We start from the raw sequence: 21,387 nt of genomic DNA on the forward strand, positions 1-21,387 counted from the left end.
CTGAGCAATCGGCAAGTTCTTAGCGGGTCGGTGACCATTCGGGGAATGATCATTCCAATGATTATCTCTTTGACAAGTTGATATATTGGTCAAATGAAAAACTGCCTCTACCTACTGCTCCTCTCCCTAATGCTGGGCACCTGCGCGCTTGCGCCCTCGTGCTCAGCCGGGGCGCCGTCGCATTCCTCGGGAATCGACGATCCCGACGAGTTGCGGAACTCGGGACCGTCGCCCGCCACCGCTCCAGAGACCGATACGGCGATCATCATCGACGAAGATGCCGTCAGTTTTCGGCGCAATGACGGAGAGGTGCTGCGCTATCACCTGACCCCTCGGCTGCCGGACGGACTGCCGGATCACTACGCCCGCAGTGGATTTGTGCACCCGCTGAGCAGTCCGGCCGGGAAGGTCGTCACGGATGATTTTCCGGTGGCCTACGCCCACCAGCACGGCCTCTTCAACGCCTGGACCAACACTACCTTCCGCGACAGTTTCGTCGACTTTTGGAATCAGCACCACCTGCTCGGCACCGTGGCTCACCACCGGCTCACGGATACCCTGCGCGAGGACGGATTCGTGGGTTTCAGCAGCGAGCTGCACCACCTGAGTCGGGTGTACGGCAAGGTGCTGGAGGAAAGCTGGACGGCGCGCCTGCATCCCCGGACGGACGTCCACGTCATCGATTTTCGTAGCCGGCAAAGCAACGTTACCGAAGACACGCTTCACCTGAACGAATACCACTACGGCGGTTTTGGCATCCGCGGTAGTAAGCACTGGAACCCCAGCGATAGCCTCCACTTTTCCGGTCACCCCACCTTCCTCACCAGCGAGGGCCTCGGACGGGAGGCCGCCAACCACAGCCGTCCGGCCTGGACCGCCATGTACGGCGACGTGGCGGGAAGCGTGGCGGGCGTAGCGATTTTTCCGCATCCGGATAACTACCGCTATCCACAGCCCGTACGGGTGCACCCCGGCATCCCCTACTTCGTGGTGAGCCCCGTCGTGCTGGGAGCCTTCACCCTGCCGCCGGGAGCGAGCTACCTGTCGCGGTTCCGGGTCGTCGTCTTCGACGGGGAACCGGACGTGGAGTTGTTTGAGGAGTTAGCTTGGGAGTGATGTTTTCGGTAGTTTTTAAGTACGGTAGTTTTGCCGTGAAGTAGGTCGGCAATGGTGTTAGCATTGTGGCCGTCCCATGAGGAAATCTCCTCTTATTACTACCGTACTAAAAGACTAACCTACTCCCGATGAACCATCGGTTCATCTAACATTCCACTTCGCAAAATCCTTGGCGAAGTAGGTGATGATGGCGCTGGCGCCGGCCCGGCGGATGCTCAGCAGCGCTTCGCTGGCGGCCTGCTGGTAATCCAGCCAGCCGCGCTCGGCGGCGGCCAGAAGCATGGCGCATTCCCCGGAAACGTGGTAGGCCGCGATGGGCAGGGGGTGAGCGGCGTGGAGACGGTAGATGATGTCCAGGTAATTGAGGGCGGGCTTGACCATCAGGAAATCGGCGCCTTCGGCGGCGTCCAGCGCGGCCTCCCGGAGGGCTTCGCGGGTGTTGGCCGGGTCCATCTGGTAGGTCTTTTTGTCCGTCGGTACGTTTTCCAGGGCCCGGGGAGCGCTGTCGAGCGCATCGCGGAAGGGGCCGTAGAAGGCGCTGGCGTATTTGGCGGTGTAGGCCATGATGCCGGTGTCGGTGTACCCGGCCGCGTCCAGGGCCCGGCGGATGGAGCCCACCCGGCCGTCCATCATGTCACTGGGACCGATCAGGTCAAACCCCGCCTGGGCCTGGGCCACGGACATGGCGTCCAGCAGGGGCAGGGTTTCGTCGTTGTCGATCTTGCCGTTGATGACCACTCCGTCGTGTCCGTCGCTACTGTAGGGGTCGAGGGCGACGTCCGAGATCAGGCAGATGTCGGGAAATTTTTCTTTGATGCGGCGGGCGGCCTCCAGGTAAAAGTTGTCCGCTGCCGTAGCGTAGGTGCCCGTTTTGTCCTTGTGCTCTTCCGGCACGGCGGGGAACATCATGAAGCTTTGCAGTCCCAAAGCCACACATTCCTCGACTTCCTTCAGGACCTGCTCGATGCCCAGCCGGAAGGTGCCCGGAAGGCTGGTTACGGGGAGGCGACCGTTGGGATCGGGAATCAGAAAGAGAGGCTGCACGAGATGGCCAACGGTGAGTTCCGTTTCTCGAACCATTGAGCGGATGGCGGACGACTGTCGGTTTCGGCGGGGACGCAGGAGCATACGGGCAAATTTTCGATGTGGAGGCACAAAGGTAGCCGGAGTGCTGCGTGGGAGGGTCACGGGCCGGTTATAATTTTTGGCCGGATTTACCAGCGAACGGAGGCCGATAGGCTGGGGGTGAAGCCGAGGCCACGACGGAAGATTAGGCGCCTGATAACCGCCGCGTTCTTTTCACGCTTGTTTCCGCCTTCGCCTCCCACACTCTTCCGCTCCGCGCTATCTTCACGCCGGAATGATTACCCCCGCCATCATCACGCTTTTGGTGGCCCTCGTGGCCGTGCTGCTCTTCGTCACCGAATGGCTGACCGTGGACCTGATCGCGATGCTGATCATCGTATCCCTGGTGGGCACGCAGGTCATCTCCCCCACCGAGGGACTGGCGGGCTTCAGCAACGGGGCTACCCTTACCGTGGCCTTCATGTTCGTACTGTCCGCCGCCCTACTGAAAACGGGAGCCCTGCAGCTGCTGGCCAGCCGGATGTCCGACCGCTTCCGTCGCCGGCCCCAGTACGCGACCTTTCTGATGATGTTGCTGGTGGCCGCCGTCTCTGCCTTCATCAACAATACGCCGGTCGTGGCCGTCTTTATTCCCATCGTGCACCGCATCGCGGTGTCGGCCAGGATCAAGCCTTCCCGACTGCTGATTCCCCTCTCCTTTGCGAGCATTCTGGGGGGCATGTGCACCCTGATCGGTACTTCCACCAATATCCTCGTCAGCGGCATCGCGCAGGATCACGGATTGCCCGGGTTTTCGGTCTTTACGCTGGCCCCCATCGGCGTTCCCCTCCTGATCATCGGGGTGGTTTATCTTACTTATCTCGGGGCCCGGCTGCTGCCGGACCGGGAAGGAGAAGGCGATCTGGCCGACCGGTTTGCCCTGCATGATTACCTGGCCGAAATTGTAATCCTGAACAATCCCCGCGTAGCGGGGAAGCGCATTATGGAATCGCCCATCGTGCGGGAACTCGACATGGACATCATCGAGGTGCGGCGGGACCAGGACGTATTTACCCTCCCGCCGGGTGATTTCCGGTTGGTGGAGGGGGATACCCTCAAGGTGCGTTGCGACCGGGAAAAAATCAAAAGCCTCAAAGATTGGGTGCGCCTGGTCGATCAATCCGGATCCGTCAAGGTGATGGGGACGGGCCTGGAACGAAACAACTCCAGTCTGGTGGAAATGGTGGTTACGCCCAACTCAGAATTTGTGGGCAAGACCCTGCGCGAGGTCGACTTCCGGCGGAGTTACCGCGCCGTGCCCCTGGCCATCCGGCAACGCGAGGCGACGCTCCACGAGCAGCTGTACCGCTTGCCCCTAATGGCCGGAGACGTCATCCTGGCCGAAGTGAAAACCCACTACCTGAAGGAGCTGCAGCGGATCGAGCAGCAGCAGGACAGCCCGTTCATCCTCCTTTCCAGTGCGGCCCTGAGCGACTTCCATCCGGCTCGCTTTTACTTCGTGCTGACCACCATCGTCGGCCTCGTGGCGGTGGCCACGGCGGGGCTGGTGCCCATCAGTATCGCCGCGCTGGCGGGCGTTTGTCTGCTGGTGCTGGGCCGTACCCTGACCATGGCCGAAGCCTACGAAGCCGTAGACTGGAAAATTGTGTTTCTGCTGGCCGGAGCCCTCAGCCTGGGCAAGGCCATGAGCAACAGCGGACTGGACGGGCAGATCGCCGAGTTGATGACCGGAAATCTGCAGGGTTCGGGACCCTACGTTTTGATTGCGACCCTTTACTTCATCACCAACCTGCTCACCGAAACCATGAGCAACAACGCCACGGCGGCCCTGCTGGCTCCGGTCGCCATCGCCGCGGCTCAGCAAATCGGCGTTGATCCCATGCCCCTGCTCGTCACGGTCAGCATTGCCGCTTCCGCCAGTTTCATGACCCCCGTTGGCTACCAGACCAACGCCATGGTGTACAGCGCGGGCCGCTATCGCTTCCTGGATTTTGCCCGCATTGGAGGTCCGCTTAACCTGATCTGCTGGGGCATGACCACCCTCCTGGTTCCCTACTTTTTCGGCCTGTAGTGGAATAGTTCAAGGGGCGTAATCCCGTGGCCTTAGCCGACAACTTTTCGCGGGAGCAGTACAACGAAGTACCGGAGAAGCAGGAGGGCGTCGGCGCGCGGGTGCAGACATCTGCCCGAAGAGCCGGGAAAATCCAAAAATCCTGCTAATTTTGCCCCCCCCTGCGGGATGTAGCGCAGCCCGGTAGCGCGCGTCGTTCGGGACGACGAGGCCGCTGGTTCGAATCCAGTCATCCCGACCCTAAGCTTAGCCGCTCTGCATCGCAGAGCGGCTATTTTTTTGGCCCAATTGGTTCGAGCGCGAAGCACACGACCGAAGGGAGTAATCCAGTCATCCCGACCAGCGTACAAAAGGCCAGACCCCGCAGGGGTGACCTTACAGTGCGTTGAGACCCACCCCCACGCTGGATCAGCGCAGCTCATCCAGCATGCCGAAAGGGGAACCATTTTAGTTAATTGTTTATGGGTGGACAGTAGCGACAAGGCATGAGTGGGATGGCATAGAGTTATACCCCTTCTAGAGACTATGGCTTGTTCTGTAATAATTAAGTCCAAATTCTCTAGGCCCTGGGCTTCTTGAAAATCATAATCAACCATCCTGGGGATAAGTGCCTGGTGTCGCCTTTCCCCGAAAGGCGACCACTCCATCAAAGAAAGAAGGATGAACAAGATCGATTGGCCACATTCTTTCGCGGAAGGTCCTTCAGTTTTCCCAGGCTGATTCGGTTTCCTTTCGGGGAAAGGAAACACCACCTGCCTTCAATCATTTGATATTTCCTTAAGTGGGAGTCATGATAAACCAGTAGTCTGTCAGACTACTGGCCACAAACCTAAAGGTGAAAAAAGGTATTCGTGGGGCATAGATTACAAAGCATACAACGGCCATAACTCTACGCCATTGTAAGGGTTACAACTTTGCGCCATCCCACACATGCCTTGTCGCCCAACGACCAACAAAGTACGACTGCGATTACTCCTGAAATCGCCATCAATACGCTAACCGATCATCGACGCCGCCGGTGGCAACCGGCGGGCAGTTTAAGCCCCCGTAAGGAGAGCAAACGACCCGGAAATTCACCCATCCCCGGAGCCAAGAAGCGACCAAATTTAATCGAACCATTCCAGCCGCAGGGCCGACGCATTTCGCCACCATTAAGAAACCCGTTCGGCACGCACCGGCGGGATAACCCACCGCTCCCTAGGTACCCCGTGCATACCTGGCCCCACCGGATATCTTTGCACCCGCCGACGGGCCATATATAATTTTTTATTTATTGTTTTAATCTTCATTTTTTGGCTTTTCGCCGCTGCTTTGCTTCCGTTGGTGTTCCATAATCCCAAACTCATGTTCCAGCAACGACTGACGCGCGCTCTCCTGACCTGCCTCGTGATTAGTAGTCTCTTCTTCCTGATGAGCACTAAGAGTCACCGGGTAGGTGCAGCGCCGGCGCTACCCACAACAACCATCGAGAACGACTCTCTGGGCGTCTACATCCCCAATGCGTTTTCCCCGAACGAAGACGGTGTCAACGATGACTTCGGTCCCTACTTCCGACCGGACCTCACCATTGAAGCCTACCAGCTCCAGGTTTTTGATCGTTGGGGCGTGCAAATGTTCATTTCTAATGACCCCAGTGACCGCTGGAACGGTACTTACCGGGGAGAAATCGCGGAACCCGGTGCCTACGCCTACGCGCTGGCCGTCACTTTTGCCGGAGAAACCGGACCGGGGCCCAAAGTGATGCGGGGAAATATTAACCTGGTGCGGTAGCTAAGGGCAGCATGGCAGGAAGGCCACGGAGTAAAATGTTTTCGGGCCGGCTAACGAAGTATGAATTCAGGGCATTAAGCGGGGGAAGTATTACCTTCAATTCCCCTTAAGCCCGAAATACCTCAATCCCAAAGCTATGCTCACCCTCCACAACTTACCCAAAGTTTCTGTATCCCGTCGGTTCGGATTATGGCTCCTGCTCCTACTCGGGACTACTTCACTGGCGGCGGCCGATTACTTCTGGGTTGGGGGTAGTGGCGACTGGTCGGACATCTCTCACTGGGCCACCACCTCCGGAGGAACAACCTTTCACCCTCAGGCCCCCACGGCAGACGATGACGTCTTTTTTGATGCCAACTCCTTCACCGCTGCGGGGCAGCGGGTTAATCTGAACACGGACATCATTTTCTGCCGTAACATGACCTGGGCCGGGGTTACCAATAACCCCACCCTTGCGGGGGGCGATGCGGTTAACCTGAACGTTTTTGGTTCCCTGGAGCTCAACGCGCAGATGAGCTTTGACTTCACCGGACAGGTCATCTTTTCCGCCGACCAGCCGGGCAATACCATCAGCTTCGGACCGCACAATGCCGGGACCAACGTGACCTTTTCCGGAGCGGGCGACTGGACCCTGACGGGCCCCCTTCAACTGGACAGCCTGCTCAGCTTCACGGAAGGCAACCTCAACACCAACGATCAGCCCGTAACGACGGCCTACTTCCACAGTCTGGGAACGGGGGCACGGACCCTGAACCTGGCCGGTTCCGTTATCTCCATCACCAATTCTACCTACATCCCCTTCGAATTCGCCTCGGAGGAATTGTACGTGACGCCGCTTTACCTGTCCAGTACCGGACTGACGATTACCCCCGGCACCTCCGAAATTCAGCTTCAGGGCGCCAACGCGGATCTGTGGCTGGAGGGCTCGGGTAGCCTGGACTTCGGGCGGGTGGTCTTCACGGCGGCGATGGGCAGCTCAAGGATCATTCCCGGGATTTTCTTTCGGGGCTCTCCCGCCACCAGCTTTGCGGAGCTGGAACTGCGGCACCGAACCCTGATCAACGGCAGTCATACCATCGGAAACCTCATCCTGACGGCCGGACAGCGCTATGAATTTGAATCCGGACAAAATTTCAATCTCGGAGACATCCAGGCTACCGGCGACTGCATTGGCGGAATCATCATGGAGGCCACCAGTTCGGGGAATCCCGCGAACTTCATCAGCAGCAACGCCATCACCGTTGACTTCGTGACCCTAAGCTCGATCGCGGCCAGCGGCGGCGGCACCTTCACCGCCAACGACGTGATTGACCTGGGGGGCAACACCGGCTGGACGATCAACCTGAAGCCCACCGAAACCTTCTTCTGGGTGGGCGGCACCGGAGACTGGAGCGACCCCAACAACTGGTCTTTTTCCAGTGGCGGAGCACCCAGTGGATGTGTCCCGAGCCTGGCGGACGACGTCTTCTTTGACGGCAACTCCTTCAATGGTGGCGGGCAAACGGTCACGGTCGATATAGAAAATTCGAATTGCCGGAATATGGATTGGTCGGGGGCGACCAATAATCCATCCTTCAGTGGCCCCATTGAGCACAACGTGCGTATTGCGGGGTCCCTGGTCTTTACCGCGGCCATGACCCACGATTTTGCCGGGAATTATTTCTTCAGCTCCAACCAGACGGGGAATACCATTCAATCCAACGGGCAACGCTTTAACTACGACGTAACCTTCACGGGGGCCAACGGGGAGTGGATCCTTTCGGACGATTTTTACGCCTTTAACCAGATCCTTTTTCTCTCCGGTACCCTGCGGACCAATGACCAGCGCATGGAGGGGAATTTCTTCTATTCGCAAACCACGGAACCCCGGACGCTATCGCTGGGGAATTCTTACGTGCGCCTTCATCCGGACGGTCCCTTCTTTTTTTCCGAGTGGCAGGTAGACGCCACCAATATGACCTTTGACGCGGGTAATTCCACGATCGAGTGCTCGGCCCGGTCCAGTTCCAGTTTGCGGACCTACGGCGACGGGACGATGGCCTACAACCGGGTGGTGATGAATGCGCCCTACGATTACGTGAACAGTAACGTCTTCAGTCAGCCGGACGCCGTGTCCATTGACTCGCTGATCATGGTGCAGTACGGCAATTTTAACGGCGACCTGGTGATTAACTACCTCTCCCTTTTTGCGGGACAGACCTACGAGTTTGACGCCTACACCGAAATGACCGTAACGGAACTGGACGCCAACGGGGATTGCACCCTTGGGCCGGTGTACCTGACGAGCGCCGAAACGGGTAATCAGGCCGAGGTGGAATTTGAGCAGGACAAAACCCTCGAGCGGCTGTTCGTTCGGGACATCAACAACACCGGTCCGGCGCAGCTGACCGCGAATAATTCCATCAACGGAGGCAACAACTCCGGTTGGAGCATCCAGGACATTGGCTCCAGAACGCTCTACTGGATCGGCGATACGGGCGACTGGTTTGCCGAAGCCAACTGGTCGGCCAGTTCCGGCGGACCGGGAGGGGAGTGCCCCCCCACTCCGATCGATGACGTGTTTTTTGACGATAATTCCTTCTTCACGCCCAACGCTGAAGTACGGAATTACACCTCCCGGGAAACTTACGCCCGGAACATGACCTGGGAGACCGGCATTACGGGAACGCCGCGCATCAACGTCAATCGCGTGAACCTGTTCGGGAGTCTGTCCATTCAGGGGGACATGACCTGGGATTACAACTATACTGTGCTCCACGGGGCCGGGAACCACTCCATTGAAACGGGAAATGCCCGGATTTCGGACCTGGTGCTCGAAGCGGAAGGAACCTACTCCCAAATCGGCGACCTGGAGGTCATTGAAACCCTGGCCATGCAGCAGGGTGACTACATCACCAACAGCGAAGACATCCGGGCGGGCCGGTTGACCACCTACGGGGACTTTGATAAGACGCTCGATCTGGGGGATTCTCACGTTATCCTTAATCGTCCCGGGGAGGTGTTCGTCAAAACGCTCAACGTCTATCAGTCAAACAATCGGTTTTCCATTATCCCCGGTAATTCCCTGATCGAGTTTACCCATCCGACGGGAGCCGCACAGATGTACGAGCCGGTTACCTTCAATAATTTCCTGTTCAGTGATCCGGCGGGAGTGGGTACCATACAGTCGCGTAACGTTAGTTTCAACCAGATCCAGTTCAACGGAGGGGGGGAGTTAATTGAAAATCTTACCACCGATACGCTGCTGTGTGCTCCGGGTAAGACCTACTTGTTTGACGCCAACCAGACCCAGACCATCAACGAGTACTGGCAGATCATTGGCAACAACTGCACGCCGATCGAACTGGGCTCGCGGGTGCTGGGGTCGCTGGCCAACGTGAGCATGCCCGCAGCCGGAGTAATTTTGGCCGACTTCATCCAAATGCGGGACATCGCCGCCGGTGGCGGCGCGGAGTTCCTCGCCGGCCGACGGAGTACCGACATCGCCAACTCTAACGTAGGGTGGATATTCGAAAGCGCGCCGCGCTTTGAAACGACGGGCTTCCTGGGGCAGGACCGGGCTCTCTGTGCGGGGGAACCGCTCACGCTTAATGCCTACAACTTCAGTCCCGGAGAAACCTACCGCTGGCAGGACGGCACTACGGATTCAACCCTGGTGGTGGATCAATCCGGAACCTACTCGGTGCAGGTCACTTTCCAGACCAGCTGCGTGATCCGCGATACCGTAGTGGTACTGGAGCCCCAGGACATCACGGTAGATCTTCCCGATGATCCCATCATCTGCGAAGGTGACGAGGTGACGTTCAACGTCAACGTCGGACTGAACTCCGCCACCTACCTCTGGCAGGACGGGAGCACGGATTCCACCTTCACCACCATGGCGGCGGGGGAAGTACGGGTAATCGTAGACCTCGGGGGATGCCAGGAGCGAGACTCCACCATCGTGGGTATCACGGAGCTACCGACGGTGGACCTGGGGGAGGACCGGATTGCCTGCGTGGGCGATGACTTTACCCTGATGGCGAACGTCATGGCGGAGTCCTTCCAGTGGCAAGACGGCAGCAGCAATGCCACCTTCACGGATGACCAACCCGGCATCTACTGGGTGGAGGCCCTCAACGGGGCCTGTCCGGTGCGGGATAGCGTAGAGGTTTCCTACCTGGATCCCGGCGTAGTGGATCTCGGGGCCGACAGTACGCTGTGTGAGGCCGATCAGCTGACCCTAACCGCCAACATCAACGGGGCCACCTACACCTGGCAGGACGGCAGTGCCGGCCAGAGCTTCACGGCCCGCGAAACGGACACGTATTCCGTGGTGGTGGACGTCATGGGCTGTACGACTACGGATACCATCAACCTCGTTTTTCCCGACCTGCCCACGCTGGGACTGGTCCCGAACTACGTGGAATGTGAGGGTAGCACCTTTAACCTTTCCACGGCGACGGTGGCGGATACCTACGCCTGGAGCGACGGTCAGATGGGGCCCAGTTTTTCCACCCTTACTCCCGGCCAGTATGCGCTGGAGGCCACCTTCGGGCCCTGTACGGTTACCGAAGCGTTTACCCTTGACTTTCTGGCGCCACCCAGTCTGGAGCTGGGGCCGGACGTCACCGAATGTGAGGGCATACCCGTGCTGCTGGACGCCGGGCAGGCGGGCACCTGGCAGGACGGGACGATGGTCACCGTATACACGGTAAATGATCCGGGGACTTACCGGGTGGCGGTCAGCAATGCGGCCTGTACGGTGCGGGACAGTGTGGAAGTATCCTTCCTGCCAGCACCGGATTTCTCGTTGGGCGACGACCTGGCCGGTTGCGCGGGCGACTCCTTTACGCTACAGGTCCCCCTGGATTTGGGGACCATCACCTGGTTTGACGGAGACGACCAATCGATGCGCACTTTCTCCCAGACGGGAGCCTACTGGGTGGAGATTGAAGATGCCAATGGTTGCATCTCGCGGGATTCGGCGGTGATCAATATTGCCGAACTGCCGGTGATTGATCTCGGCCCGGATACGGTGGTGTGTGAGACGGTGCCGTTTACCCTCATGCCCGCCGTTTCGGCGGGGATCGTGCGGTGGCCGGACGGGAGTACGGGACCGGAATTCCTGGTGGAGAACCCCGGCCTGATCATCGCGGAGGCGGACGATAACGGCTGTACTTCCACGGACGAAATCCGGGTGAGCTTCCGGACTTGTAAGCGCTTTCAGGCTTACCTGCCCACGGCCTTCTCGCCCAACGGCGACGGCATCAACGATTCCTTCGGGCCCTACTTTGACGCAGACCTGGAGGTGCTTTCCTTCCGCATGCAGGTCTTTGATCGCTGGGGTGCCCAAATCTTCGTGAGTGAAGATCCGGAGGTGCTTTGGGACGGTAGTTTCCGCGGACGGGGCGTCGAGATGGGCGTTTACGTTTACGCGATCGAGATCAATTATCGGGATGATTTCGGGGAGGATTCTACCATCCTCAAGGGGGACGTTACGATACTGCGGTAATCCGGAATCAGTTGGGGGCGGGGTAGTGCATGCTTTGCTGGATGTCTTGCCGGGCCGATGGCCCGGCGAGTCGCTCGCAGAGGTGTAGTCCCAGATCGAGGGACGCGGCTACCGCTCCGGCGGTAACGACGGAACCTTCATCGACGATCCTTTCGCGGAGGACCTCCCCGCAGTAGGGCGCCAGCAGTGCGTACTCGTTGAAGTGGGTCGTGGCCCGTAGGCCACGAAGAAAGCCCGCCGCCCCGAGGAGGAGACTACCCGTACAGACGGAAGTCTTCAGGGGGACCGGTGCGGCGGTTTTGAGCCAGGCGATGAAATCATGGTCTTCCCGCAGGCTGCGGGTGCCGTAGCCGCCGGGGATGAAGATCAGGTCGAAGGCGCCCAGATCGGGCCGGACCCAGTCTACGGTAACGGGGAGGCCAAAGCCGTCGCGGACGGTGGGGGTGACGGCTGCGGTCGTCCAGGAAAAGTCGGGAAGGTGCCCCCGCGACCGGAGGCGGGTGAGGGGATCGTAGGCGCCCACGAAATCGAGGAGGGTGTAGTCATCGAAGAGAATAAAACAGGCCTGCATGTCGGGGAATAGCTGGTGATGGGGGAGCGGCCTGCCGAAAACAAGGCCACTGGTAATTACCTTGCACCTGCGCCCCGCGCCCTCAACTGATTGAAATGTCCGTCGAAAATAATACCCCGATCAGGACCCTGGTCATTTTCCTTACCCTGCTGTTCGCCCTGGGATGTAAACCCAAACCCACGGAGGCCGGGATGGCCACGGTGCCCAATCGCGATACCTTGGTGAGCTACGAGCCCTACGAGCTGGAATTTGTGCGCCGACCAACGGACTACAATTTCCTCTCGCCCCGCACCATTGATCCCGCCGCTTATTTTCCCGACACGACCAACGAGCGGTACCTGCCCATTCGCTATCTGCGGGTAAATTTTCACCTGATGAATACTTCCGATACGCTTTACCCGTACTGGGGCGAAGCGGGCTGGAAGTACGCGCGGGAAGTGGTGATTCACGCCAATAACCTCCTCAAGAAAACGCCGGAATTATGGCTCACGCCGGATTCCATGGAGGTGCCCGCCCTGCCCCGTCGGTTGCTGCTGTCGCTGGGCAGAAAAGCGGGGACGGACGACTACGCGGTCTACGATCACTTTGATGATGAGCTCTACCACTACCTCCACGACGGAAAGGATCGCAACCGCTCCGACCGGGACGTGATCAACAAGTACGCCATCGATAAGGATTCGGTGCTCAACATCTTCGTAATGGGGCCGCCCCGCGATAGCCTGGACCGCCCGAGCTGGCGCTCTCCCGGCACGGTGGGCATTTTCCTGGGCGACGCCATTAAGGTGACGGGGTGGATGGAAAGCGACCGTCCGCCCTGGGAGCACCGCGGCAACCTGGTGCACGAAATTGGCCACGCTCTGGGGTTGCGGCACGCCTGGACCAGCAACGACGGCTGCACGGATACCCCCGTGCATAAAAACGACTTCTGGACCCGCCCCAAAGCGCAACGGGGGCCCGGAAAGACGAGCAACAACCTGATGGATTACAGCAATCGGCAGGAGGCCCTGACCCCACAGCAGATCGGCATCATGCACTTCCGGATGAGCGACATCACCGGCCGGCAAAGGAAGTGGTTGGTGCCCTACTGGTGCCGCTACAACCCCCACGAGGCCGTGCGGGTAACCAAAGACCTTAACTGGGAAGGAGCCCGCGACTTTAACAGCGACATTTTCGTTCGCCGCGGTAGTTTGTTGCGGATCAATAACCGCGTGCACCTGCCGGAAGGAGCAGCCATCCACGTTGATCCCGGTGCCCGCCTCGAGCTGGGGCCGAAGGCCATCATCCACAGCGATTGTGGGGGACAGTGGGCCGGTATTCGGGTTGGCGTCAGTTCCATGGGTACCCGCGGCGAGGTGGTCGTCAACGAGCGGGCCATCATCATGAACGAAGCCTGATGACGTCGCCACACCTCCTCGTTACCGGTGCCACGCAGGGCATCGGCCGGGCCTGTGCCGAGCGTTTTGCCCGGGAAGGGTGGACCGTGACGGCCATTGCCCGCAACGAAGACCGCCTGCGGGAAATGGCCAGCGCCTGGGAGAAAGACTTTCCCCGAAGCAGATTGATTGTTCACCCGGCGGACCTGTCGACGGTGGAGGGCACGGACTCCGTGCCCCGGATGGAGTACGACGTCATCCTACTGAACGCGGCAACTTTCGCTCCCGGCAAATTGCTGGATGACGTGGGGGTATACGAGCAGCTGTTTCGCTTGAACGTACTGGCCAATGAGCGGCTTGCTCGATCATTACTTCCCCGGATGGTGGAACGCGGAGCGGGCTACCTGGTGGTGATTGGTTCGACGGGCACCGATCACTGGAAGGATCACATGACGGCCTACGTGGCGACCAAGTACGCGCTTCGGGGGCTGTTTCTGGGGTGGGAGAAGGACCTGGCGGGGAGTGGCGTACGTACTTGCCTGATTGCTCCCGGGGCCACCCTCACGGCCAGTTGGGCCAACGAGACCCCGCCACCGGGCATCCTGCTTCCGGAGGAGGTGGCCGAGACGGTCTGGCGGGCCGTGCGGGAAGGGTGGACCGGAAGGCACCTACTGCCGAGCAAGGAGGACTGAACTTCATAAAAACAGAAAAGCCCCCCGGAAATTCCGGAGGGCTTAGTTCGTGGGGATGCTAAGGATCTACTAGGCGTAGACGCTCTCTTTGCCGAGGTCCTTCACGACCAGGTAGTAGAACACGGCGCGGTGCTTGGCCCGTTCGGTGTACTTGGCGCAGGCTGCCTGCACGGCGGCCTCGCCCTTGGCGGCACTCACTCCCAGTTTCTTCACGCAGAAGTTGTTGACTACGCGCTCCAGCTCGGTGGGGTCGCTGCAGGCAACCTTGTTGCTGTCGTTGTTGTAGATGGAGGGTCCCAGACCTTTGGTTACGGCGCGGAGCAGAGCCATGTCTGCGCCTTTATCAAGACTTTTAAGGGCGGCTTCGTAGGTGGCGAGCTTCTCATCGAATTTACTCATGAATGACTTTTGTTTGTCGCACCACCGAAAATCGATGGTACGGGCGTTCAATGTAAGTACCTGACAATAATGCGAAAATTTTAGCATTTGTTATACCACACCAGCATAAATCCTGAAATATGGTGACGAAGGCGAATTTTCGGCGGAGAAAATTCGCGGGGCTACTTAACTTCACCCTTCCATGTGTCACGTTTCCTTTTCCATGATTACCGCTCCCCGATTTCCGGGAAATCGCCTGCTTCGCGGTGGAATCATGTGGGTGCTGTTGCTGACCTGTCAGGCCTTCCTGCCCGCTCAGGAGGCGAATTCAAGCCCGGTTTTCCCGGTGGAGAGACACGAAGAATTGCGCCAGGAGCTGGTCTACGATCCGCCAGAAGAAGAGGAGGAGGTCGAAGAGACGGACGAACCCTGGGACTTCAACTGGAACTTTGATCTTTCTCCGACGACGTCCATCGTGCTGTTATTGTTGTTGCTCCTTCCGCTGGGGTACCTGATCTACCGGATGCTGGGCGACATTGAGGGGCGTAAACGGGCAAAAGAAAAAGTAGCGGAGGCTCCGTTGAGCATCGAAAACATCGAAGAGGAGAAAATGGTGGCTACGGGGGTTGCCCCCAGTTTGCTGCGACAGGCCGAAGAGAGCGGGCGCTACGATGTGGCCATCCGTCTGCTGTACATTCAGCTGCTCAAGGAGTTGCAGGACGCGGGGCACATCAAGTACCGGCGTGACTTCAGTAACCGCGACTACCGTCAACAATTGCGGGGCAGTAAACTTCTCCCCGGCTTCCGGACCGTCACGGCCGATTACGAGCGCTACTGGTACGGAAAGTATCCCGTAGACCGGCTGACGTACCGGACGGTCCACCAGCGGTTCGCAACCCTGAACGAGGGGATTAAGCAATCCCGGAAATTCAGTGCCCATGCTTAAACGAATCGTTCAGTATGGGTGCATGGCCGTTGGCCTGCTGAGTTTTTACGGCTGTCCGGACAGCTGGTACGAACGCTATGACTACGAGGGAAAGGAGCCCTTTGACGTGTACGCGCTTTACGAGCTGTTTTCGGCGCGACCGGAAGGGACGATCCTCGTGGAAGACAGCCTTTCCGTACTCCAGGAGGATACCCTCCAGCGGAGCAATTACTTCTTCATCGGGCAATACGCCTACTACGGAGAGCGATCCGTCACGGAGCTGCTCGATTACGTCGAGCGGGGCAATACGGCCTTCATTGCCGCCTACGAACTGCCGGAAGATCTGGCGAGTCATCTTTTTGGCGATGAGTGCTACTACAACATCTTCTACAACGACGACCGCTTTCCCTACTTTGATCTGGACACCGTCACCTTTCAACTCAACGACGGGGAAGACCACTACGAGCTGGTCAACGTGCACCGGCACAAGCCCGTTCACCGGACGATGTACTACCTCAACGACGCCCTGTTCTGTGACGAGTATCTGGGCAACGAGACCCTGGGACTCATGGATACGCTCCACGTCAATTACGCCCGCCTTCCCTGGGGGGAGGGGAATTTCTATTTTCTCTCCAGTCCCATTTTTCTGACGAATTATTACCTGGTCGACGGGCAAAAATACCAGTACGCCGAAGCCACCCTGAGCGTGCTGGGGGAGGGACCCGTGTACTGGGATGAATTCAGTCGCGTACCGCCTTCCGTCGCCCGGCAGCGGGCACCCCGAAATTACAGTGGCGGTCGCAACCTGCTACAGGGGAACGAAACCCTGAGCTACGTACAGGAGCAACCCCCGCTGGCCCTGGCCTGGTACGGTCTGCTGCTGGGGGGCTTCCTCTTCATCCTCTTCCGCGGCAAACGACGGCAGCGGATCATTCCCATCATCAAGCCCCGGGAGAATTCCAGTAAACGCTTCATGGATACGATCAGCCGACTGTTGTTCCAGAAGGGCCACCACGCCGCCCTGGCGAAGCAGGAACTTGGCAATCTGCGGCATCACCTCCACGACCGCTTCGGTGTGCGCTGGCGGGAAGGAGAACCCCCGCCGGAAAACCTCGGCGAACTGATCGGTGCCCCCTCCGAAGTGATGGAACGGGCGCTCAAAGAAATCCGGATGGTCCAGAACAGCAAATCCGTGGAGGAGTACGCCCTCGTCCGCTTTTATCGGGCCATCGAACCGCTGTATACGCTCTAAATACTTACCTTAACCCACCGATAATCACCCATTATGCTAGAAGACGAAAGCCCGGAAAAAACATCTCCCGAAATCCCGGAAGAACCCACCGGTGAAGCCAGCGGTTTGCCGGAATCTCCGGGAGAGCTGGTGCCCGAGTTGGAGGAGTTGCCCGAGGAGGCACCCAGCCTGGCTCCGGCGGACCGGATTGACCTGGAGGAATTACGGGAAGCGGCGGTAGCCGTTCGTCGCGAGATTGGTAAACTGGTGGTGGGGCAGCTGGAATTTATCGATCTGCTCATCGCCTCTCTGCTGGCCGGTGGGCACGTGCTGGTGGAAGGCGTGCCGGGGATCGCCAAAACGCTTACGGCCAAGCTGCTGGCCAAGACCATCGCCGCGGAATACACCCGCATACAGTTCACCCCCGACCTGATGCCCAGTGACGTTACCGGCACCACGGTCTTCAACATGGCCGACTCCAAGTTCACCTTCACCAAGGGCCCCATCTTCAGCAACATCGTGCTGATCGACGAGATCAACCGTGCCCCCGCCAAAACTCAGGCGGCCCTGTTTGAGGTCATGGAGGAACAGCAAGTGAGTGTGGACGGCACTACCTACAAGCTGGCGCCCCCCTTCTTCGTCATTGCCACCCAGAACCCGATCGAGCAGGAAGGTACCTATCGATTGCCCGAAGCACAGTTGGACCGCTTTCTGGTGCGGGTCGTCATCAATTACCCCAACCACGAAGAAGAAAAGGAAATTCTGTACCGCTTCAAAAACGACTTCCGTCAGGCGCGGCAGTCGGAGGTGGAAGCCGTGTTTACCAAGGAACTGGTGGCGAAGTACAGTGCCCTGGTAGAAAAAATCTTCATCCGCGACGAACTCCTCGATTACATCGCCGCGCTGGTGCACCGGACCCGGACGCACCCGGATTTGTATCTGGGGGCCAGTCCGCGGGCTTCCCTGGCGCTACTCCGTCTGGCCAAAGCGGTGGCCGCACTTGGGGGGCGTGACTTTGTGACGCCGGACGACATTCAGCAGGTGGCCTTCCCCGTGCTCAACCACCGCATCATCCTCACCCCCGAACGGGAAATGGAGGGCTACGGCACCAAGGACATCATCGAGGAAATCGTCAAGAGCATCGAGGTGCCCCGCTAATCTTTAGTTGTTGGGGCGACGCCGCGCAGGTGCCAGGGAATTTGGTGATGAATAGAGACACAAAATTTTGCGGCCCCACCATGGTTCATCATTCCTCAAACAGCGAGAACTGCTTACCGCCCTTGAGCAGCTGGAAGCTGCGGCGGTGGTGTACCGTAGCACCGTGGGCCTCAATGGCCGCCCGGTGGGCGGCCGTTGGGTAGCCGCAATTGGTATTCCAGGCGTATTGCGGGTAGGTTTTGTGCAGGCGTTCCATGTATTCGTCCCGGTGGGTTTTGGCCAGGATACCCGCTGCGGCGATGGACTGGAATTTGCCGTCCCCCTTGATGACGCACTCGTACGGAGTGTCTCCGTAGGGAATGAAAAACTTCCCGTCGATGAGGAGGAATTCGGGGCGAACCGTGAGGGCGTCCAGGGCCCGGTGCATGGCCCGGTAGCTGGACTGAAAGATATTGAAGCGGTCAATCTCCTCCACGCTGAAGCTGGCCACCTTCCAGGCCAGTGCTGCTTCCTCAATGTGCGCCCGCAGGGCGCGGCGCTGGCTGGTGTTGAGTTTTTTACTGTCGTTGAGTTCCGGGTTGTCGTATCCGGGGGGGAGGATGACGGCCGCCGCGAATACGGGTCCGGCCAGGCAGCCCCGTCCCGCTTCATCACAACCGGCCTCTATCCGGTCCGGCGCTAAGTAGGGGTGTAGCATGCTCTATTTTTTTGGCATCCCGGTGGGGAGTCCGTCAATGCTGCGGAGGTTCTTTTCTTCCCAGTAGGCCTGCAGTTCCGCATCGGTCTTTTTTCGGGCCCAGTCCTTCAGCAGCTCCCGGTCTTCCCGGAAATCCATAAGGGGAACGGCCATGCCGCAACTCGTCTGGACCAGGTCGATGGACAGGTCAAAAATTTGGCGGGCACCGGGCAAGCTGGGAAGCTGGGCGGCCAGGTTTTCCCATGCTTCGTCACCCTCATGAATGACCCTGGCGGTTCCGTACACCCGCAGAATGAGGGGTGCTCCCGTGAAGGCACACCACATCAGGGTCATCCGTTGATTCTCCAGAACGTGGGCGGCCGTTTCGTTTCCGCTGCCGGTCACGTTCAGCCAGAGGATACGCCCGGGGCTGATCACCCGCAGGGCGTCCATCCCCTTCGGAGAGAGGTTGACCCTTCCCTCGGCGGGGGCGGTAGCAACGAAAAAAAGGTGCTGCTGGGAGATGAACTCCGACAGCCTTTCGGTGAGCGCGGGAAATTGTTTGGCCATTGGCCAAAGATACAGTTTTGACGATTCTGACTTTACCGCGGCTTTTTCCTACGATGGCTAAACCTAGCCCCACGGAGACCGTTAATAGGGTACGGATAAAGTGAGGAGGTTTTCGTTTTGTCCCCACGCCCTATATTTAGGAGTAAACCTCGAGAAAGTAAGCGAAATTTCGCTAATTCAATATGGCAACAGCAACTAAGAAAACGACGACGCGTAGTCGGAAAACTACGACCGCTAAGAAAAACGGTACGGCTAAAGGCCTGAAATACAGCAAGGAACAGTACCTGGAGTGGTACGAATTGATGCTGCGCATTCGCCGTTTTGAAGAACGTGCCCTGATGGCCTACGGTCAGCAGAAGGTGCGGGGTTTCTGTCACGTATACATCGGACAGGAAGCCGTAGCGGCCGGAATCGAGAGTGCCATCACCAAAGATGACGGTATCGTGACGGCCTACCGCCAGCACGGTACGGCCATCGGCCGGGGAGTAACTACCCGCGAGGCCATGGCCGAGCTTTACGGTAAAGCAACGGGTATCGTCAAGGGTAAGGGCGGAAGTATGCACTTCTTCAGTAAAGAGAACAAGTACTTCGGCGGAAACGGTATCGTGGGGGCCCAGATTCCCATCGGTACGGGTATCGCCTTTGCTGAAATGTACCGGGAAACCAAAAATCTCTGCGTGGTGATGTTTGGCGACGGTGCGTCCCGACAGGGAGCCCTCTGGGAAAGCTGGAACATGGCCATGAACTGGAAGGTTCCCGCCCTGTACATCTGCGAAAATAACGGTTACGCCATGGGTACCTCCGTGGAGCGGACCAGTAACGTAACGGACCTTTCTCAACTGGGTGCCAGCTTCAGCATGCCCAGCGAAAGCGTGGACGGGATGAGTCCCGAAGCGGTTCACGAAGCCGTCAGCCGTGCCGCCGAGCACATTCGTTCGGGCAAGGGCCCCTACTACCTGGAAATTAAGACCTACCGCTACAAGGGGCACTCCGTATCCGACCCCGCGAAGTACCGTAGCAAGGACGAGGTGAAGGAATACCAGGGCAAGGATCCCATCAAGGTAACCGAGAAGACCATCCTGGAGAACGGACTGGCTACCGAAGAAGAAATCAAGGCCATCAAGGACAAGGTCAAGGCCGAAATCGCCGACGCTGCGAAGTTCGCGGAGGAAAGTCCCTGGCCCGACGCCTCGGAGCTCTACACCGATAACTACTCAGAACCCTACCCCTTCCTGACGTAGTTCCGGTAAGAAAAAACATTCATACTCGCCCGCCATCGAATTCTTTCGGTGGCGGGCGTTTTTATGGTGGACTTCCGGGAATCGGGACCCGCCCCAAACGTCTTCCGGCTAACCCGCGTCAGCATCAATAATTTACCTTCCCGCTTTCGCTATCTTGATTCCCCAAACATTCTTTATCTTTGCCCCGCTTTTCAAGTCCCACCCCACCGGGACTCGTAAAATTTTTGGAAAATGGCAAGAAAGAATAATATCGGCCGCCGGCCAACGGGTACGCCAAGTACTGGGCGCCGCAAAGGCAGTGAACAAGTTATCGAGGGAGATGAGACCCTCGTTGACATCGTCGAGGTTCGCGATCAGGGACTCGACTTTTTTGAGCGGAACCGCAACACCATCGTTTATGGTGCCCTGTTGCTCGGTGCACTGGTTGCTGCTTTTTTCATTTACCAGACCTTCGTAAAGGCTCCTGCCGAGCAAACTGCCGCCGAGCAGATGCAGCAGGCTCAGGTTCAGTTCGAGCGCGACTCCTTCAGCCTGGCCCTCACGAACCCCGGTCAGGGCTACCCCGGATTTCTGGACATCGTGGAAGATTACGGTAGCACCGCAGCGGGCAACCTCGCTAACTACTACGTGGCCGTCAGTTACCTGAACCTGGGTCAGTACGAAGCCGCGTTGGACTACGCCAAAACCTTCAACGCCGACGGTACGCTCCTGCCCGCCATGAAGTACGGGGTGATGGGGGATGCCCACAGCGAACTGGGAGATATGGAAGCTGCCATCTCTGCCTACGAGGATGCCGTGGATGCCGCCGGTGAAAACTACGTTACCGGAGGATACTACCTCAATAAGCTGGCCCTCCTGCTCCAGAATCAGGGACGTAACGACGAAGCCCTGGAGGCTTTCCGCCGCCTGAAGTCCGAGTTCGCCCGGAGCACCGAGGCCGCACAGGCCGACAAGTACATCGCCATGCTGGAAATGGCCCAGTAAGCATAAAGAACTCACGAAAACCAGGCCCGCTTCACCATCGTCGGTGAAGCG

16 protein-coding genes and 1 tRNA gene are annotated in these 21,387 nt (G+C 58.6%); 12 read left to right on the plus strand and 5 right to left on the minus strand.

Translation table 11 applies throughout. The features are described from left to right. Positions 1–93: 93 nt before the first annotated feature. Entirely contained in the window at positions 94–1,116 is a 1,023-nt protein-coding gene (locus tag E1J53_RS22320) for a PmoA family protein (protein WP_134274647.1), read from the plus strand. A 141-nt stretch (positions 1,117–1,257) separates the two neighbouring features. Here the strand turns inward: E1J53_RS22320 and hemB are convergent, their stop codons facing one another. Continuing rightward, positions 1,258–2,244, minus strand: a complete 987-nt coding sequence (hemB, locus tag E1J53_RS22325) for a porphobilinogen synthase (protein ID WP_134274648.1) — start codon at positions 2,242–2,244, stop codon at positions 1,258–1,260. Positions 2,245–2,476: 232 nt separating this feature from the next. On the opposite strand from hemB, the gene E1J53_RS22330 reads away from it, so the two are divergent. The 4 genes from E1J53_RS22330 (at position 2,477) to E1J53_RS22345 (ending at position 11,537) form a co-directional block, all read left to right on the plus strand. Continuing rightward, entirely contained in the window at positions 2,477–4,273 is a 1,797-nt protein-coding gene (locus E1J53_RS22330; protein WP_134274649.1) for an SLC13 family permease, read from the plus strand. Positions 4,274–4,437: 164 nt separating this feature from the next. Beyond that, positions 4,438–4,511 (plus strand) — tRNA-Pro (locus E1J53_RS22335). Positions 4,512–5,617: 1,106 nt separating this feature from the next. After that, entirely contained in the window at positions 5,618–6,043 is a 426-nt protein-coding gene (locus E1J53_RS22340; RefSeq protein ID WP_134274650.1) for a gliding motility-associated C-terminal domain-containing protein, read from the plus strand. 136 nt (positions 6,044–6,179) lie between these two features. Continuing rightward, positions 6,180–11,537: a gliding motility-associated C-terminal domain-containing protein gene (locus E1J53_RS22345; protein ID WP_134274651.1), complete on the plus strand. Its 5,358-nt coding sequence runs from the start codon at positions 6,180–6,182 to the stop codon at positions 11,535–11,537. 7 nt (positions 11,538–11,544) lie between these two features. On the opposite strand, the gene E1J53_RS22350 is transcribed toward E1J53_RS22345, so the two are convergent. Next, positions 11,545–12,108, minus strand: coding sequence for a DJ-1/PfpI family protein (locus tag E1J53_RS22350; RefSeq protein ID WP_134274652.1), 564 nt, complete (start codon positions 12,106–12,108; stop codon positions 11,545–11,547). 95 nt (positions 12,109–12,203) lie between these two features. On the opposite strand from E1J53_RS22350, the gene E1J53_RS22355 reads away from it, so the two are divergent. After that, on the plus strand, positions 12,204–13,502 hold the full coding sequence (locus tag E1J53_RS22355) for a hypothetical protein (protein WP_134274653.1): 1,299 nt from the start codon (positions 12,204–12,206) through the stop codon (positions 13,500–13,502). Beyond that, complete coding sequence (locus tag E1J53_RS22360) at positions 13,502–14,173, plus strand: SDR family oxidoreductase (RefSeq protein WP_134274654.1); 672 nt, start codon at positions 13,502–13,504, stop codon at positions 14,171–14,173. The genes E1J53_RS22355 and E1J53_RS22360 overlap by 1 nt, the downstream gene beginning before the upstream one ends. A 69-nt stretch (positions 14,174–14,242) precedes the next feature. Here the strand turns inward: E1J53_RS22360 and E1J53_RS22365 are convergent, their stop codons facing one another. Continuing rightward, on the minus strand, positions 14,243–14,572 hold the full coding sequence (locus E1J53_RS22365; protein WP_134274655.1) for a DUF2853 family protein: 330 nt from the start codon (positions 14,570–14,572) through the stop codon (positions 14,243–14,245). A 181-nt stretch (positions 14,573–14,753) separates the two neighbouring features. On the opposite strand from E1J53_RS22365, the gene E1J53_RS22370 reads away from it, so the two are divergent. Genes E1J53_RS22370 through E1J53_RS22380 form a run of 3 tightly spaced genes read left to right on the plus strand, consistent with a single transcriptional unit; the run spans position 14,754 to position 17,865 of the window. Then, on the plus strand, positions 14,754–15,497 hold the full coding sequence (locus tag E1J53_RS22370) for a DUF4129 domain-containing protein (protein ID WP_134274656.1): 744 nt from the start codon (positions 14,754–14,756) through the stop codon (positions 15,495–15,497). Beyond that, complete coding sequence (locus E1J53_RS22375) at positions 15,490–16,728, plus strand: DUF4350 domain-containing protein (protein WP_134274657.1); 1,239 nt, start codon at positions 15,490–15,492, stop codon at positions 16,726–16,728. The genes E1J53_RS22370 and E1J53_RS22375 overlap by 8 nt, the downstream gene beginning before the upstream one ends. 30 nt (positions 16,729–16,758) lie before the next feature. Beyond that, positions 16,759–17,865, plus strand: coding sequence for an AAA family ATPase (locus E1J53_RS22380; RefSeq protein ID WP_368671770.1), 1,107 nt, complete (start codon positions 16,759–16,761; stop codon positions 17,863–17,865). An 88-nt stretch (positions 17,866–17,953) separates the two neighbouring features. On the opposite strand, the gene E1J53_RS22385 is transcribed toward E1J53_RS22380, so the two are convergent. Next, positions 17,954–18,562, minus strand: coding sequence for a ribonuclease HII (locus E1J53_RS22385; RefSeq protein ID WP_134274659.1), 609 nt, complete (start codon positions 18,560–18,562; stop codon positions 17,954–17,956). A gap of 3 nt (positions 18,563–18,565) precedes the next feature. Then, a complete protein-coding gene (locus E1J53_RS22390) occupies positions 18,566–19,111 on the minus strand; it encodes a pyridoxamine 5'-phosphate oxidase family protein (protein ID WP_134274660.1) in 546 nt (181 codons plus the stop codon). Positions 19,112–19,293: 182 nt separating this feature from the next. Between E1J53_RS22390 and pdhA the strand changes: the two genes are divergently transcribed. Both pdhA and E1J53_RS22400 read left to right on the plus strand, forming a co-directional pair. Continuing rightward, complete coding sequence (gene pdhA / locus E1J53_RS22395) at positions 19,294–20,352, plus strand: pyruvate dehydrogenase (acetyl-transferring) E1 component subunit alpha (protein ID WP_134274661.1); 1,059 nt, start codon at positions 19,294–19,296, stop codon at positions 20,350–20,352. 231 nt (positions 20,353–20,583) lie between these two features. Continuing rightward, positions 20,584–21,336 carry a tol-pal system YbgF family protein gene (locus E1J53_RS22400; RefSeq protein ID WP_134274662.1) on the plus strand — a complete coding sequence of 251 codons (753 nt, stop codon included), beginning with the start codon at positions 20,584–20,586 and terminating at the stop codon, positions 21,334–21,336. Positions 21,337–21,387 lie beyond the last annotated feature (51 nt).

The sequence above is a fragment of the Lewinella sp. W8 genome (assembly GCF_004375085.3).
Taxonomy (GTDB): Bacteria; Bacteroidota; Bacteroidia; order Chitinophagales; family Saprospiraceae; genus Neolewinella.